Raw genomic sequence first — 16410 nt, 5'->3', positions numbered from 1 at the left:
TATTCTTAGCATTCACCGATTTCCATTTAAAAATCCGCCTCGGGTACAAGGCGGATCTTTGGTTTTAAGCTAAATTATTTTGACGTCTCGAATTGTTCTGTTTCAGTGGAACCTGCAAGTGCTGTAGTGGATGATGTTCCACCAGAAACGACTTGTGCCACTTCATCAAAGTAACCAGTTCCCACTTCACGCTGATGACGTGTTGCTGTATAGCCGTCGGGCTCACTAGCGAACTCCGCTTGTTGAAGTTCTGAGTATGCAGCCATGCCGCGGTCTTTATAACCAAGAGCAAGATTGAACATGCTATGGTTCAATGAGTGGAAGCCTGCAAGTGTAACGAATTGGAATTTGTAACCCAATTTACCCAATTCCACTTGATAATTGGCAATCTCTTCATCACTTAATTTCGCTTTCCAGTTAAATGATGGTGAACAATTGTAAGCAAGCAGTTTGCCCGGGAACTCTGCATGGATCGCTTCGGCAAAGCGGCGAGCATCCGCTAGATTAGGTTCAGAAGTCTCACACCAGATAAGGTCGGCATATGGAGCATAAGCAAGACCTCTTGCAATTGCTTGGTCAAGACCTGCGTTCGTGCGGTAGAATCCTTCTGGAGTCCTTTCACCCGTGATGAATGGTGCATCGACCGGATCAATATCATCGGTGATCAAATCTGCAGCATCAGCATCCGTACGGGCAATCAAGATAGTCGGTGTACCCATTACGTCGGCTGCCAATCGGGCGGAAACTAAATTACGTACTGCCGTTTGGGTTGGAAGAAGGACTTTCCCGCCTAGGTGACCACATTTTTTCTCGGAAGAAAGCTGGTCTTCAAAGTGAACGCCTGCCGCTCCAGCTTCGATCATGCCTTTCATTAATTCGAAAACGTTAAGGGAACCGCCAAAGCCTGCTTCAGCATCCGCCACGATTGGAGCGAACCAATCGATATCATTTTTTCCTTCAGCAAAGCTGATTTGGTCTGCACGCTGAAGTGTTTGATTAATGCGTTTAACCACTTGCGGCACGGAGTTGGCTGGATATAAGCTTTGGTCAGGGTACATTTGCCCTGCGATGTTAGCATCTGCCGCCACTTGCCAGCCGCTTAAGTAGATTGCTTTTAAACCAGCTTTCACCTGCTGCATGGCTTGGTTACCAGTCAATGCTCCTAATGCGTTGATGAAATCCTCTGTATTCAATAAATTCCATAGTTTTTCAGAACCACGGCGTGCCAATGTTTGTTCAATATCGATGGAACCTCTTAGTTTAATAACTTCTTCGGCCGTATAAGGACGTTTAATACCAGTCCACCGTGAGTCATTTTCCCAGCTTTGTTGTAATTTTTGCGCTCTCTCATTCATCATCATTATTTCCTCCTAATTTATAATATATTTTTTGAATATTAAGATAATTTTTCGTATGCCGCGTTGGTTAAGAAATCTGCAAAGTCATCCGCTTCTATCAATTGTTCAAATAGTTTAGTAGACTCTTCAAACTTTCCTGATATGAAAGTTTCTTCCCCTACTTCCGATTTAATGACCGCCAATTCTTCTTCTTTGATTTGATGGAATAATTCCTCGGTTATTTTCCTGCCATCTTCGAGAATGCCTTTTGGATGACGGATCCATTGCCAGACTTGAGCTCTTGAAATTTCAGCGGTTGCAGCATCTTCCATTAAGTTATTGATGGGTGCCGCACCTCTGCCGCTTAGCCAAGAGGCGATATATTGGATGCCTACGTTAATATTCGTCCTTAATCCTGCCTCTGTGATCGTTCCTTCCGGTACAGCAAGCAGCTCTTGAGCTGTTACATGGACATCTTCCCGTTTTCGGAAAATTTGATTCGGTTTTGGGACGAGCAGGTCAAAAACCTCTTTTGCCGTGCTTACCATACCTGGGTGGGCAACCCATGTTCCATCATGACCGTCTCTTGCTTCGCGTTCTTTATCTGCCCTTACTTTCGCAAAAGCCTCATCGTTCTTAACCGGATCATTTTTAACAGGAATTTGCGCGGCCATCCCGCCAATTGCAGGAGCATTACGAGTGTGACATGTTTTGATTGCCAGCAGGGAATATGCCCTCATATTCGGGACGGTCATCGTGACCTGCTGCCTGTCTGGGAAGATAACGTCATCCGAGTGACGGAATTTTTTCAGGAAACTAAAGATATAATCCCAGCGGCCACAGTTCAGGCCTGCCGAATGTTCTTTCAGCTCGTACAGAATTTCGTCCATTTCGAATGCAGCAAGAATCGTTTCTATCAAGACCGTTGCCTTGATGGTTCCTTGCGGAATCCTCAAATCGTTCTGTGCATATACGAATATTTCATTCCATAATCTTGCTTCGAGATGGCTTTCCATTTTTGGTAAGTAAAAGTATGGACCGCTTTGTTTTTCGATCAATGCTTTTGCGTTGTGGTAAAAGTACAGTCCAAAGTCAAAAATGCTGGCTGATATAGGCTGTCCATCCAAAAGGACATGTTTTTCCTCTAAATGCCAGCCGCGCGGCCTTACCTTTAGGACAGCTGTTCTTTCATTTAATTCATACACTTTGCCATTTGGATTTTTAAATGAAATGGTTCCACGGATTGCATCGCGCAGATTCAATTGACCATCAATGCAATTCTCCCAAGTGGGTGAATTGGCATCTTCAAAGTCCGCCATGAATACATTGGCACCTGAGTTCATGGCATTAATGATCATTTTGCGATCGACAGGTCCAGTGATTTCAACCCTGCGGTCCTGCAAATCATTCGGGAGGGGCTCAATTGTCCAATCACTTTCACGAATATGCTTCGTTTCTTCAAGGAAATCTGGAAGCTTGCCTTGATTCAGTTCTTCCTGAACGCTTTTCCGACGTTCCAGAAGTTCTGCCCTTCTTCCACTGAAATGCCGTTCAATTCTTTCGATGAATTGAAGAGCATCCGTTGTAAGTATTTGTTCATATCCTGGCTTAATGCTGCCTGTAATTTGTAAGCCTTTTGCTTCCGTAATCATGTCGCCTCTCCACATCCTTTCCAACTCCTATGTTATAATACAGTTGTTTTATTTCCTGTTTGTATTATATAACACGTTGTATAAATTTGTCACCAGTTTTTTCTAAAAAATCTAAAAAAAGATTTTTTAGCATGAAAAAGCCTGATTTACCAATGTTTCAAAGGGGTTAATAATTTTTAAATCCTGTTATTATACACATTTCATTCTCATGGAATTCATCATTTAATGGTGAAACAGGCAAAATCCGATTTACATTGAAGCTCCCATTTCAATGAAAAGCAAAAAAGCACCCTATAAAAACTTGGATGCTTTTGTTTGACCTTTTTTCCAGACCAAAAAGGCTGCCTAAAAGCTTGAGCCTTTAGACAGCCTTATATTATTTATGCCGAATGATAGTAACTTTCCCTTTATTCATTCTGTTCATGATAAATCGGATAACAATCGGTTTGAGGAGATTCCGGGTTGGCGGAAACACAAGGATCAATCCCATGATATCCGAGATGAGCCCAGGGGACAGCAACAGTGCAGCTCCGATAAAGATACAGATTCCATCAATGATTTCATTTCCTGGCATCATTCCGTAACGAATCTGTTCCTGTGCCTTTTTCCATGTTTCCATCCCTTGCCGTTTAGCCAAATAGGCTCCGATCAAACCTGTGGCTACAATCAGGAACAGCGTTGGCCAAAAACCAATCAGATTGCCTGACAGCAAAAGGACAATAATTTCAACGACCGGCATCGCAATGATAAACATTAAAAAATATTTCATCTACATTCCTCCTGCACAGCCCATTTCTGGTGCGGTACATCCATCTTACCTCATTGGCACGGAATCAGCCAAAATTTCGTTTTACAGTACGTTGGCATGTCCATCATAAATGACTCCACGACCTGCATCGACTGTTATTCTTTGACCATCCTTGAAAACCTTGGTCGCGTCCTCCGCCCCAACGATGACCGGTATGCCCAACGTGACTCCTACAACAGCTGCATGGCTTGTCAAACCGCCTTCTTCCGTAATCAATGCCGCACACTTTTCAATCGCCGGCATCATTTCGCGGTCCGAACCGATCGTAACCAATACAGAGCCTTCCGTCACTTTTTCCAAAGCTTCCTTGGCATTCTTAGCGATAACCACTTCACCTTTAGCTGATTTCCTGCCGATTCCTTGAGCCTTCAAAAGAACCTCTCCTAACACATGAATTTTCATCAAGTTAGTCGTACCTGTTTCACCTACAGGCACACCGGCTGTAATGACGACTAAATCCCCATGGGAAACTAAGCCAGAATGCAAGCTTTCATCTATTGCGGTTTGAAGCATTTCATCGGTAGTCGTTGCTTTTGGACCAATCTGCGGATAGACTCCCCAAACCAATGCAAGCCCTCTTGTAACATGATCATTGGATGTAACCGCAATGATCGGTGCTTTAGGGCGGTATTTGGAAATCATCCTTGCCGTATGACCGCTTTCTGTAGGGGTGATGATTGCCCCTGCATTAAGATTAAGCGCGGTGTGGGCAACGGATTGGCCAATAGCATCAGTGACATTATGACGGTTCACTTTGCTTCTGACTGATAATATATCCCGATAATCAAGGGCAGTTTCAGCACGTGAAGCAATGTTATGCATCGTTTGCACCGCTTCGACAGGATAGGTTCCAGCAGCTGTTTCACCAGAAAGCATGATTGCATCCGTTCCATCAAATATGGCATTGGCCACATCACTTGCTTCTGCACGGGTCGGCCTTGGGTTACGCTGCATCGAATCGAGCATTTGTGTAGCCGTTATGACTGGTTTCCCAGCATTATTACATTTTTTGATCATTTGTTTTTGGACTAATGGCACTTCTTCTGCAGGAATTTCCACTCCCAAGTCTCCACGTGCTACCATCAAACCATCTGAAACTTCCAAAATTTCATCAAGACGGTCTACGCCCTCTTGATTTTCAATTTTAGGGATGATTTGAATATGTTCCGCTCCATTTTGCTGTAATAATTCACTAACTTCAAGCACGTCGGAAGCCCTGCGTACAAATGAGGCAGCAATGAAGTCGATACCCTGTTCGATTCCAAAAAGGATATCCTGTTCATCTTTCTCCGTTATGCCAGGCAGGTTTACCGAAACTCCAGGAACATTCACGCCTTTTTTGTTCTTAAGTGTACCGCTATTCAAGATTTTCGTATGGATTTCTTTTCTTACCTGATCTATCTTCAACACTTCAAGCCCGATCAATCCATCATCCAAAAGGATTTTAGATCCTGGGTGGACATCATGCAGAAGCCCTTCATAGGTAATGGAGAATTTTTCAGGTGTTCCCAGAACTTCATTCATGGAAATAATGACGTCATTTCCGGCTACAAGCTCTATGGAATCATTTTCCATATTATTTGTCCGTATTTCAGGTCCTTTTGTATCCAACAGGATGGCAACCTGTTTACCCGTTTTTTCGCTAGCTTCCCTTATATTGCGGATTCTAGCGGCATGTTCTTCATGATTTCCATGAGAAAAATTAAGACGTGCCACATTCATCCCTGCTTCTATTAATTGAACCAGCTTTTCTATACTTTCACTCGCGGGTCCAATCGTACAAACAATCTTGGTTTTACGCATGTGTCATCCTCCTTTAAGGAAAACTCGCCGCCTGTCCACCTTTTGAAGACAGGGGCGCAGTGTTTTATGTCTTCTATTTAAATACCCAATTCTTTAAAAAGCAATTCCTATCAATAATGATTAAATCGATAGCTCTGCAGATAAATCATACATCTTCTTGTCAATTGTATGAGGTTTAGCAAGGGCTTCGATGATATCATAATCAACAAGTTGATTTTGTTCTATCCCTACAGCCCTGCCTCCTTTTCCTTCAAGAAGCAATTCAACCGCTCTTGCTCCAAGGCGGCTTGCCAATACCCGGTCATTAGCCGAAGGAGATCCCCCGCGCTGAACATGGCCCAGGACAGTTACACGGGTTTCAATTCCTGCTTTCGCCTCAATACTCCTGGAGATATCAACGGCACTTCCAACACCTTCAGCTACTATGATGATACTGTGCTTTTTCCCTCGGTCATGTCCGCGGTTCAGCTTTCCAATCAAATCATCTATTTCATATTCATATTCAGGACAAAGAATCGTTTCAGCTCCGCCAGCCAATCCAGCCCAAAGAGCAATATCGCCGGCATCTCTTCCCATCACTTCAACTACATAAGTCCTTTCATGAGAAGTAGCCGTATCCCGAATTTTATCGATAGCATCGATGACTGTATTCAGGGCCGTATCGAAACCAATCGTAAAGTCCGTACCCGGTATGTCATTATCAATTGTTCCAGGAACTCCGATACAAGGAAAGCCCCTTTCCGTTAAAGCTTTCGCTCCGCGGTAAGAACCATCGCCACCAATTATGACAATGCCCTCGATACCAAGTTTATTCAATTGTTCAATCGCTTTCAGCTGGCCTTCCTCTGTCTTAAATTCCGGACAGCGAGCCGTATGTAACATCGTGCCGCCTCGATGGATGATATCCCCGACCGACCCAAGTTCAAGCTTCTTTATATTTCCATTTATTAGACCCTGATAACCATGATAAATCCCGAAGACCTCAATTTCATGAAAAATTGCTTTCCGGACAACTGCTCGGACTGCCGCATTCATTCCTGGAGAATCTCCTCCACTTGTCAATACACCTATTCTTTTCATAAATGTCACCTCTCTACAGCACTAATCAATTTCAAGCTCCATTATATCATTGTACCCTTTTTCATGCCTCAATAAGCAGTACTTGTTTCACTTATGCTCACTTGATGTTATAAGCCTAACCGATTCTCTTCAGAAATTGAAGTAAAATGGCGTAAAAGTTTACATTCTACACACAAACCATATTCTTTACTCGTTTCGGTAATGAATACATTTGCGCCCATGAAAGGATGAAAAAACGTGTTGCCCTAGGCAGCACGTTTTTCCATTTACAAAATGTGTTTATGAATGCTGTTCCACTTCCTTAGGTTCGCCCTCAGGTTGTTTTGCAAATTCATATTCACCGATTTTCTTGAATTTCATATAACGCTGGTTGATAAGATCATCACTATTCAATGGCAGAAGTTCCTTGAATGAACGTTTCAGGATATCCTTGATGGCTTCAGCCTGTAAATTCGAATCCCGATGGGCGCCGCCCCTCACTTCAGGAATGATTTCATCGATGACTCCTAAGCGGTTTAAGTCGGGAGCAGTGATTTTCATCGATTCCGCAGCCCTCTTAGCCTGGGAGGCATCCTTCCACAGCAAGGCTGCAGCCCCTTCTGGGGAAATTACCGAATATGTTGAGTTCTCAAGCATGAAAATTCGGTCTCCGACGCCAAGTGCCAATGCACCTCCGCTTCCGCCTTCACCGATGACTATACTGATTACCGGTACCTTCAGCCCTGCCATTTCGAAAAGGTTTTTCGCAATGGCTTCACTTTGCCCGCGCTCTTCAGCAGCTTTACCAGGGAAAGCTCCCTTCGTATCAATGAAACAAATGATCGGCCGGTTGAATTTTTCAGCCTGTTTCATCAGACGCAATGCTTTTCGGTAGCCTTCAGGATGGGGCATGCCAAAGTTACGACGGATGTTTTCCTTCGTATCCTTACCTCGTTGATGGCCGATGACCGTCACGGCAAGTCCATCAAATTGCGCGATTCCAGCGACAATCGCTTCATCATCCCCATAATAACGATCACCATGAAACTCGATGAATTCATTGAATAATAGCGGAATGTAATCAAGAGTCGTCGGACGTGCTGGATGCCGGGCAATCTGAACACGATCCCACGGTTTAAGGTGGTTATAAATATCGACTTCCAGCTTCTCTAAACGCTTTTCCAATGTTTCGATTTCAGCTGTAAGGTCTACATCAGCATCCTTCGAAATCGACTTTAGCTCTTTAATCTTATTTCTCAGGTCCGTAATGGGACGCTCGAACTCCAATTCGTAAATCATAACCACTCACCGCCCGGGGCATGGATTTTAAGGATCGTCGTCAAGGTTTCCTTCATTTCCGTACGTTTGACGACCGCATCCAATTGGCCGTGCTTCATCAAGAATTCAGCCGTTTGGAAATCTTCAGGAAGCTCTTCATGGATCGTCTGTTCAATGATCCTTCTTCCCGCAAAACCAATAAGGGCTCCAGGTTCGGCTAGATTAATATCGCCAAGTGACGCGAAACTTGCCGAAACCCCACCTGTGGTAGGATGGGTCATCATTGATATGATCAGTCCGCCTTCATTGCTGAATATCTTGAGTGCTGCACTTGTCTTTGCCATTTGCATCAAGCTTAAAACACCCTCCTGCATCCGAGCGCCGCCTGATGCCGTAAATATGATGAACGGAATCTTCAATTCACCTGCACGTTCAATGGCACGGGTAATTTTTTCCCCAACAACGGATCCCATGCTCCCCATCCGGAAATTCGAATCCATGATGGCTGTTGAAACTTGGTACCCATTAATGCTTCCAACTCCTGTGACAACCGCCTCATTAATCTTGGCTTTCTTTCTATCTTTTTCCAATTTTTCTAAGTAATCCGGAAATTCAAGCGGGTTAACGGAAATCATTTCTTTATCAAATTCATTAAAACTGCCGGCGTCGAATAAAAATTCGATGCGCTCATGGGAAGACATCGGATGGTGATGCCCGCAATGTAAACAAACTTTCTTGTTTTTCACCAATTCTTTTGTATACATGATTTTTTTACAGCCGGTGCACTTTGTCATGATTCCTTCTGGTACATCTTGTTTCTCCCGATCTAAAGGAACCGTTGCATATTTCTTCTTAGACTTCGCAAATAGCTCTTTAAGCAAGCTTAATCCTCCCTTTACCACCAATTATCTATTTTATGATACTTGGTACAAACTATATCAGAAATAAAATTAGTATCGTGTAAAAAGGTGTCACTCGTCCTTCGACATATTTCTAATTCTAATAAGATACGTTTCGATGGCTTTTTCTTCATCACGTTCGAGCAAATATGTAAGAAGTGACAGATAATCTTCTTTTTTCACATTACCCTGTACCATCTCTGATGTTCTAGCATAGCTGTTGACAATGCGCCAAATTCTTTCCAGCAATCGATTGCGATTCAAAATGGCAATCCTTAAAAAGAAATCATCATCATGAAACTCATCCGCTTTGACCCAGACCATTAATCTTTTGATGTCCTCAGCCGTAGCGAAAAAGGCGACGATTCGCAAACAGTCAATTTCAATCAGCCTTTTCGTCTCAGACAAATCTTCTTGTACTTTTTTATCTTGCAAAAAAAAGGTTCCCAGAAGCTCGACTAGCTTATGCTCCTGGAAATCCCTGATAAACGTCCCTTCACCACGCCTTGTTTCTATTAATCCTAATAGCTCTAAGGCACGCAATGCTTCACGGACAGAGGAACGGCCTACATTAAAACGATCCGATAACTCCCGTTCTGATGGGATTTTATCTCCCGGCAGGAGGCTGTCCGCTTCAATCATGCTACGTAGGCTCTCAACTACATCGAGATAAATTTTGGATGAAGATGTACGACCTGCCAAATTAATTATTCCTCACTTTTTCCAATGATCGCTAATTTCCTTGTTTTTTCTTTAATTTCTTCGGGATCTACATTAATTCTAGCCACTCCCGTTTCCATCGCTGCCTTGGCAACAGCAGCCGCAACGGCAGGTGCTACCCTCTCATCAAATGGAGCAGGGATAACGTAGTCTTCGTTTAACTCATGTTCCTGTATTAAACCGGCAATGGCTTGTACTGCAGCAACCTTCATTTTTTCATTGATATGTGTTGCACGTACATCCAAGGCACCACGGAAAATCCCTGGGAAAGCCAGGACGTTATTGACCTGATTCGGGAAATCCGAACGGCCTGTTCCTACAACCTTGGCACCCGCTGCTTTCGCATCTTCCGGCATGATTTCCGGATCTGGATTAGCCATTGCGAAAATGATCGCATCCCGATTCATCGAAGAAACCATTTCTTTTGTCAATGCACCTGCGGCAGAAACACCGATAAATACATCTGCGTTTTGAATGACAGTTTCCAAAGGTCCTGAAACCTTATTTCGATTGGTGACTTTCGCCACTTGTTCTTTTGTATCATTCATACCTGTCGAACGGCCCTCATAAATGGCACCCTTCGTATCACACATGATGATGTCACGAACTCCATAGCTATAAAGCAATTTAATGATGGCAATGCCCGCAGCGCCTGCTCCATTCGCCACCACTTTAATTTCCGACATAGATTTATTCACAAGTCGTAACGCGTTCACAAGACCGGCAACAGTAACAATGGCTGTACCGTGCTGATCATCATGAAAAACAGGAATATTCATTTCTTTCTTGAGTCGTTCTTCAATTTCAAAACAATTTGGTGCAGCTATGTCCTCTAAGTTCACTCCACCGAAAGTCGGTTCGAGTAATTTAACGGTCTCTACAATTTTGTCCACATCCGTCGTTTTTAAACAGATTGGGAAAGCGTCCACTCCAGCGAAACTTTTAAATAATACGGCTTTTCCCTCCATAACCGGCATAGCAGCTTCCGGACCGATGTTTCCAAGTCCCAACACAGCCGTTCCATCAGAAATAACGGCAACAGTATTCCCCTTCATTGTATAGTCATAGACGGTTTCCGGCTTATCGTAAATATCTTTACACGGTTCTGCGACACCAGGAGAATAAGCCAGGCTTAAATCTACTGCATTCCTTACCGGTACTTTCGAAACTGTTTCTAATTTCCCTTGATTCAAGCGGTGCATATGTAATGCTTCTTCTCTTAATGTCATAGTTTCACTCCTAAAACAAATTGGATAACCCATATCTTATATGCTGAAATCTAGTGGTCAGACCACAGCGGCCTGTTTTCAATATAACATAACTATTTAAGTTGTAAAACAGTTATTCTTTCTTGTAAACCACATTCCCTTTTCCCACCAAGTCAAATAATGCCTGCATCAGACTATCTGAAGGATTGACCCAATCCCAATAAGATAGCTGTACATAGCGGTTTTCCCTCTCGTAAAAAAGCATGACCTTGGTTTCACCGCTATGCTGCATTAAAATTTTTTTTATTTTTTGCAGTGTATCCTTCGTTTGCTTGCCGGCCTCAATTTTCAGGAATATCGTTCCGTTCTGTTCCTCTTTCATCTGCTTCACTTTTTCAAGCGGGTATACGTTCCTGATCAGGAGCTGTGTTTTTCCATCCCGCTCTTCCAATGTTCCTTGCAGCATAACGAGTTGTCCATGATTCAAGTCGGCAGAGTGGTCTTTGTAAACATTTGGAAAAACGACCGCTTCAATATCCCCCTCTTCATCACTAACGCTCAAGAAAGCCATCACTTCGCCCTTTTTTGTCCTTATTGTTTTAACCGACGTAATGTATGCGCCAAGTAAGACTTTTGATTCCTTTTTATCGGTAGCTTCATCTATGGTCAAGCAGCCGAAGTGCTGAAAAAGTTCTCTGTAGCTTGTCACCGGATGATTCGACAGGTAAAGCCCCAAGGCGCTTTTTTCCAATGAGAGTTTGTGCTCGATAGGGATGGGATCAACTCGGTTGTATTTCGGTTTGAGTGAAAACTCACCATCCGAAAACATATCGAATAGGTCATCATCCGGATTAACCAATTCCGTATGATTGATCGCTACGTCCAAGCTCGCCAACAATGTTGCCCGGTCTTCACCGAATTCATCAAATGCACCTGAATGCACAAGCGCCTCCAACACTTTCCTATTTACGATTTTCCCTGAAACGCGCAAACAGAAATCGAATAAATCAGCGAACTTCTTCTGCCTCCTCGCAGCAAATATTTCTTTCAGGACCGTACCGCCTATCCCTTTTATGGCTCCAAGGCTATAACGGATCCCTTCCTTTTCCGGTAAAAACGGGTATCCGCTCCGGTTAATCGAGGGAGTCAGAACCGATATCCCTTTCTTTTTTGCTTCACGGATATATTGCGAAATCTTTTCATCATTCCCGACGACCGATGTCAAGAGTGCTGCCATGAAATATTCCGGATGGTGGGTTTTCAAGTAACCAAGCTGATAAGCGATGAAACTATACGCCACCGCATGGCTTCGGTTGAATCCGTAGTTAGCGAAGCGGACAATCAAGGAATAAATCTCATCTGCCGTTTTTTCGGAATATCCTTGTTTCAATGAGCCGCTCACGAAATGCTGCCGCTCTTGATCCAGTACATCCTTCTTCTTCTTGGAAACGGCACGGCGGAGCAGGTCAGCCTCCCCTAGTGAAAACCCGGCTAAGCGGGAGGCAATTTGCATGATTTGTTCTTGATATACGATGACCCCGTATGTAGGCTCGAGGATATCCTTCAAATCCTCGTGCAGGTAATCAATCGGAGCCAGTCCATGTTTTCTCTCGATGAACAGCGGTATATTTTCCATCGGACCTGGACGATATAGGGCATTGACCGCGACGATATCCTCGAATCGGTTCGGTTTCAGCTTGATCAAAACCTTTCGGATGCCATCCGATTCGAATTGAAACACCCCGGTTGTTTCTCCTCTCCCTAAAAGGGCTAACGTCTCGGGGTCATCCATCGGGATATGGGACAAGTCGAGCTTTTTCCCCGTTCCCTTTTTAATGTTATTTAGAATATTATCGATAAGCGTTAAATTGCGAAGTCCAAGAAAATCCATTTTAAGAAGCCCCAGTTCTTCGAGAAGGTCCATTGGATATTGAGTCAGGTGGATTCCGTCATGTCCTCCCTGAATCGGAATATGCTCCGTCAGTGCCTGGTCGCTGATGACGACGCCGGCAGCATGAGTCGAAGCATGGCGAGGCAGACCTTCAAGCAATAACGCGGTTTGAAAAAGTTTTTGATTCAGGTCACTCTCATTAACGAATTCCCTGAGCCTTTTCGATTCCTTGAAAGCCTCGGGAAGCGTGATGCCCAGACGGCCTGGAATCATTTTCGATACCGCTTCCTGTTCCTTTGAATTCAAGCCGAAAACACGTCCTGTGTCCCTTAACGCAGCCTTGGCAGCCAATGTTCCGAATGTAATGATTTGTGCTACATGAAGTTCCCCGTACTTCTTCGCCACATAGGCAATCACTTCTTCGCGGCGGTTATCCGGAAAGTCAATGTCGATATCAGGCATCGAGACACGTTCCGGATTCAGGAAACGCTCGAACAGCAAGGAATGTTCGATAGGATCGACATCCGTTATCGACAGGACATAAGCGACCATCGATCCGGCGGCAGAGCCCCTTCCAGGACCAGTCAGGATTTGATGGTCCCTAGCGAATTTCATGAAATCCCAAACGATTAAAAAGTAATCGCTGAATTTCATCTTGGTGATGACATCCAATTCATATCGTAGGCGCTCTTCATATTGAATGGATGGCTCCGGCAATCTTTTCTTCAGCCCTTGGAAACAGATGGCTTCGAGCATTTCCTCGGCTGTGACTCCATCTTCAGTAGGGTACTTAGGCAGCAGTGAACGATGAAATGGAATTTCCAGATTGCATTGCGCGGCAATATGCAGTGTATTTTCGAGTGCATCCGGTCTGTCATGGAATAGTTCTGCCATCTGAGCCCGGCTTTTCAAATAAAATTGATCTGATTCAAGAACCGTATGCGTCTCATCCGCCAGCTTGTCGCCATTTCCAATTGCCAACAGGACTTCTTGTGCGAGTGCATCGCTTTCATTTAAGTAATAGACCGGATTCGTCGCGACAATCTTTATCTCTAAATCTCCCGCCAACTGACTTATGGCTTCGTTACCTTTTTCCTCATCCGCAATCGAAAGTCTCTGTATGGATACATAAAAATTATCATGACCAAAAATTTGCAGAAATCGCCCTGCTGCCTGTTTGGCTTCTTCAGGATTTTCTTCTCTCAATCGCGTTTCTATTTGCCCCTCCGCACCCGGTGTGATTGCAATCAAACCCCTGGAATAGGCTTTTAGCCAATTCATCGGAATGCCTGATGGGGATTTCGTTTTTATGGCACTGCTTATTTTAAGCAGGTTTTGATATCCTTGTAGACTTTTTGCCAATAAAAGAAGTCCATGTGGCGATTCCCGTTCATCAAGGACATCCGCAAGTATGCCGATGATCGGCTTTATACCCTGTCTCTTGCATTCTTTATAAAAATAGACCGAACCGTACATAACATTTCGATCGGTTAAGGCAAGACTTGTACAGCCATCCGCTTTCGCTTTGGCCACAAGTTCAGTGATCTTCACCGTACTTGTCAGCAGGCTGTATCCGCTCTGAATATGGAGATGAGTATACACGTTTTTTCTCCCACCTTTGTAAGGCATGTTTCTTTTCATTATAGTGTTTATTTCAAAAAAAGAAAATATGTTCTCATTACCAATACAATTTAACTTCCTGATTTCCGGCGACTATCATATTACCTCTGAACTTCCCATATAAATGGAATAGAAGAATATCAAGCAAAAAAGGATGATGATATATGAATGAAGCCTTTGTTCCCGCCTTTCTCAACAGCTTTTTCATATCGCTTGGCGTATTGCTTGGCGGCTCGATAATCGGGGGCCTCGCGGCTTTTTTTACTGGACAAGCCCCGATGACGACTGTATTCCGGCTGTCGGACAGCCTTCGTATTTGGGCCATTGTCGCTGCGATCGGGGGTACTTTTGATATGGTCTATAATTTCGAACGCGGTATTTTCCACGGAGAAACGAAGGATATAGTCAAGCAGGTCCTATTGATTCTATCTGCACTTGGAGGGGCACAGACAGGAGCACTGATCATAAACTGGTTCACGCAAGAGCATATTTCACCATGAGAATTCCTCCCTATCACAGGTCTCCCACCTGGCAGCGTTTTTTTGCCGGAGCCGCACTTGGCGGATTGATCAGCTGGGTTATTTTCTTTTATATGCATGGTGTCCAGCAGGAGAATCAGATCCGGACCCTTCACGAACAAAGAGAAGAGATCAAGGATTTAAACGGGGAAATCGCAATTTGGGAGCAGGATTATAAAAAATTGAACGAAAAAAATGAGGAAATCCTGACGATTCAGGAAGTGGAAGTAACCATCACGAATGAAAAATACAGTCTGGATCGGCTGAGTATTGCAGAAGCGGAGGATGTGATTGAGGACGACCTTTCCTCTCTTCTCGCCAAAGATGTCGCCAGTGTCTATAACGGAAAGGTGCTTTTGAAAAAATCGATAGAAAATAAGATCGTGACCATCAATAAAAAGCGCTATCAACTTGAAGTCGTCGAGATCATGTTTTATACGAAAATGAATATTGAAATCAAACTAAAAAGGACTACTTCTTAGATGTTGGCTTAATTGATTTCTACCAAATTTAAAGACCAAATCATATGCGATTTGGTCTTTAAATTTTTTCATTCCTCTTTATTCAACTCTTCCATGTCGGCAAGGATATTATCCACTTCATTCCAGGAATGAATCGAAGCCCCTGCTGCAAGCGGGTGGCCTCCGCCGTTATATTTACGGGCAATCGTATTGATGATTGGTCCTTTAGAACGGAAACGTACCCTGATTTCTTTATCCTCTTCAATGAAAAAGACCCATGACTTAACATTTTTAATCGAACCGAGTGAGGAAACGAGCTGAGATGCCTCAGATGTAGAAGCATGGAATTTTTCAAGTATATCTTTTGTGATGATCATTTTCCCTGTGCCATATGGAAGGATTTCAAAATGCTGCAGCACATAGCCATTCAACCGGACTATGCTTTCCTCGACGTCATACATCTCCTGATATAACTGAGGGCGGGAGAACGAGTAGTGAATCAACTCACTGGCATAGGCAAATGTCTTTTCAGTCGTACTTTGGAATAGGAAACGACCTGTATCGCCAACAATGCCTGCATATAGAAGGCGTGCCGCTTCATCATTCATCTTCAAGCCTTGTTCTTTACCGAACTGGTAAAACTCATAAATCATTTCACTTGTGGAACTTGCCGATGTATCGACCCAGCGCATATCGCCATATGGATCTTCATTGGGATGATGATCGATCTTAATCAGTTTATCTCCCGTCGTGTACCGTGCATCACAAATCCGGTCCGTATTCGCGGTATCACAAACGATGACCAGAGCACCTTCATATGTTTCATCCGAAATCACATCGAGCCTTCTTAAGTAATTCAGTGACGGTTCTTCTTTCCCGACTGTAAAAATTCGCTTTTCGGGGAAAGATGCTTTCAGGATTTCCGCCAATCCTCCCTGTGAACCATAAGCGTCCGGATCTGGACGGACATGACGATGGAGAATGATAGTATCATAACGCTTTATATCTGCTAATATTTCAGCTTTCATATAGATCTCCCCTTAACATATGTATTATCGAGCCTAATAAAGATGATATATTTCATTTAATCAAAAAATTGCGGAAATAGGAAGACTCATCTTGTTTACTGTGGCATTCTCTTTCATTTCCCGCTACA

13 protein-coding genes are annotated in these 16410 nt (G+C 43.6%); 2 read left to right on the top strand and 11 right to left on the bottom strand.

Annotated features, from left to right (window positions below; translation table 11 throughout):
- Nucleotides 1–74: 74 nt before the first annotated feature.
- The 10 genes from aceA to dnaE form a co-directional block, all read right to left on the bottom strand.
- Nucleotides 75–1358: an isocitrate lyase gene (gene aceA / locus V3595_RS03350; RefSeq protein WP_063232729.1), complete on the bottom strand. Its 1284-nt coding sequence runs from the start codon at nucleotides 1356–1358 to the stop codon at nucleotides 75–77.
- A 38-nt stretch (nucleotides 1359–1396) separates the two neighbouring features.
- Nucleotides 1397–2989 carry a malate synthase A gene (aceB, locus tag V3595_RS03345; RefSeq protein ID WP_485905723.1) on the bottom strand — a complete coding sequence of 531 codons (1593 nt, stop codon included), beginning with the start codon at nucleotides 2987–2989 and terminating at the stop codon, nucleotides 1397–1399.
- Nucleotides 2990–3365: 376 nt separating this feature from the next.
- Nucleotides 3366–3758 carry an FxsA family protein gene (locus V3595_RS03340; RefSeq protein ID WP_034309123.1) on the bottom strand — a complete coding sequence of 131 codons (393 nt, stop codon included), beginning with the start codon at nucleotides 3756–3758 and terminating at the stop codon, nucleotides 3366–3368.
- Between the two features lie 81 nt (nucleotides 3759–3839).
- Complete coding sequence (pyk, locus tag V3595_RS03335) at nucleotides 3840–5600, bottom strand: pyruvate kinase (protein ID WP_485905420.1); 1761 nt, start codon at nucleotides 5598–5600, stop codon at nucleotides 3840–3842.
- 120 nt (nucleotides 5601–5720) lie between these two features.
- Nucleotides 5721–6680, bottom strand: coding sequence for a 6-phosphofructokinase (gene pfkA, locus V3595_RS03330; protein WP_137018174.1), 960 nt, complete (start codon nucleotides 6678–6680; stop codon nucleotides 5721–5723).
- 279 nt (nucleotides 6681–6959) lie between these two features.
- Nucleotides 6960–7958: an acetyl-CoA carboxylase carboxyl transferase subunit alpha gene (gene accA, locus V3595_RS03325; RefSeq protein ID WP_485905419.1), complete on the bottom strand. Its 999-nt coding sequence runs from the start codon at nucleotides 7956–7958 to the stop codon at nucleotides 6960–6962.
- Nucleotides 7955–8818 (bottom strand): acetyl-CoA carboxylase, carboxyltransferase subunit beta, encoded by an 864-nt coding sequence (gene accD, locus V3595_RS03320; RefSeq protein WP_230176751.1) that lies wholly within the window; start codon nucleotides 8816–8818, stop codon nucleotides 7955–7957. Before accD ends, accA begins: the two co-directional genes overlap by 4 nt.
- A 90-nt stretch (nucleotides 8819–8908) precedes the next feature.
- Entirely contained in the window at nucleotides 8909–9538 is a 630-nt protein-coding gene (locus tag V3595_RS03315; RefSeq protein ID WP_101222915.1) for a FadR/GntR family transcriptional regulator, read from the bottom strand.
- A 5-nt stretch (nucleotides 9539–9543) separates the two neighbouring features.
- On the bottom strand, nucleotides 9544–10785 hold the full coding sequence (gene ystJ / locus V3595_RS03310; protein WP_101222916.1) for an NADP-dependent malic enzyme: 1242 nt from the start codon (nucleotides 10783–10785) through the stop codon (nucleotides 9544–9546).
- A gap of 112 nt (nucleotides 10786–10897) precedes the next feature.
- Nucleotides 10898–14284, bottom strand: coding sequence for a DNA polymerase III subunit alpha (gene dnaE, locus V3595_RS03305; RefSeq protein ID WP_485905721.1), 3387 nt, complete (start codon nucleotides 14282–14284; stop codon nucleotides 10898–10900).
- Nucleotides 14285–14439: 155 nt separating this feature from the next.
- On the opposite strand from dnaE, the gene ytrH reads away from it, so the two are divergent.
- Nucleotides 14440–14775 (top strand): sporulation membrane protein YtrH, encoded by a 336-nt coding sequence (ytrH, locus tag V3595_RS03300; RefSeq protein ID WP_034309135.1) that lies wholly within the window; start codon nucleotides 14440–14442, stop codon nucleotides 14773–14775.
- Entirely contained in the window at nucleotides 14772–15275 is a 504-nt protein-coding gene (ytrI, locus tag V3595_RS03295) for a sporulation membrane protein YtrI (RefSeq protein WP_402898365.1), read from the top strand. Before ytrH ends, ytrI begins: the two co-directional genes overlap by 4 nt.
- A 68-nt stretch (nucleotides 15276–15343) precedes the next feature.
- Here the strand turns inward: ytrI and V3595_RS03290 are convergent, their stop codons facing one another.
- Nucleotides 15344–16282: a DHH family phosphoesterase gene (locus V3595_RS03290; RefSeq protein WP_485905418.1), complete on the bottom strand. Its 939-nt coding sequence runs from the start codon at nucleotides 16280–16282 to the stop codon at nucleotides 15344–15346.
- Nucleotides 16283–16410: the final 128 nt, after the last annotated feature.

Origin of the sequence: Bacillus sp. CFBP9009, assembly GCF_036541465.1 — a bacterium.
Lineage (GTDB): Bacteria > Bacillota > Bacilli > Bacillales > DSM-1321 > Peribacillus.
Note: the sequence above shows the minus strand (reverse complement) of the source record. Positions and strands in the feature narration are given on the sequence as shown.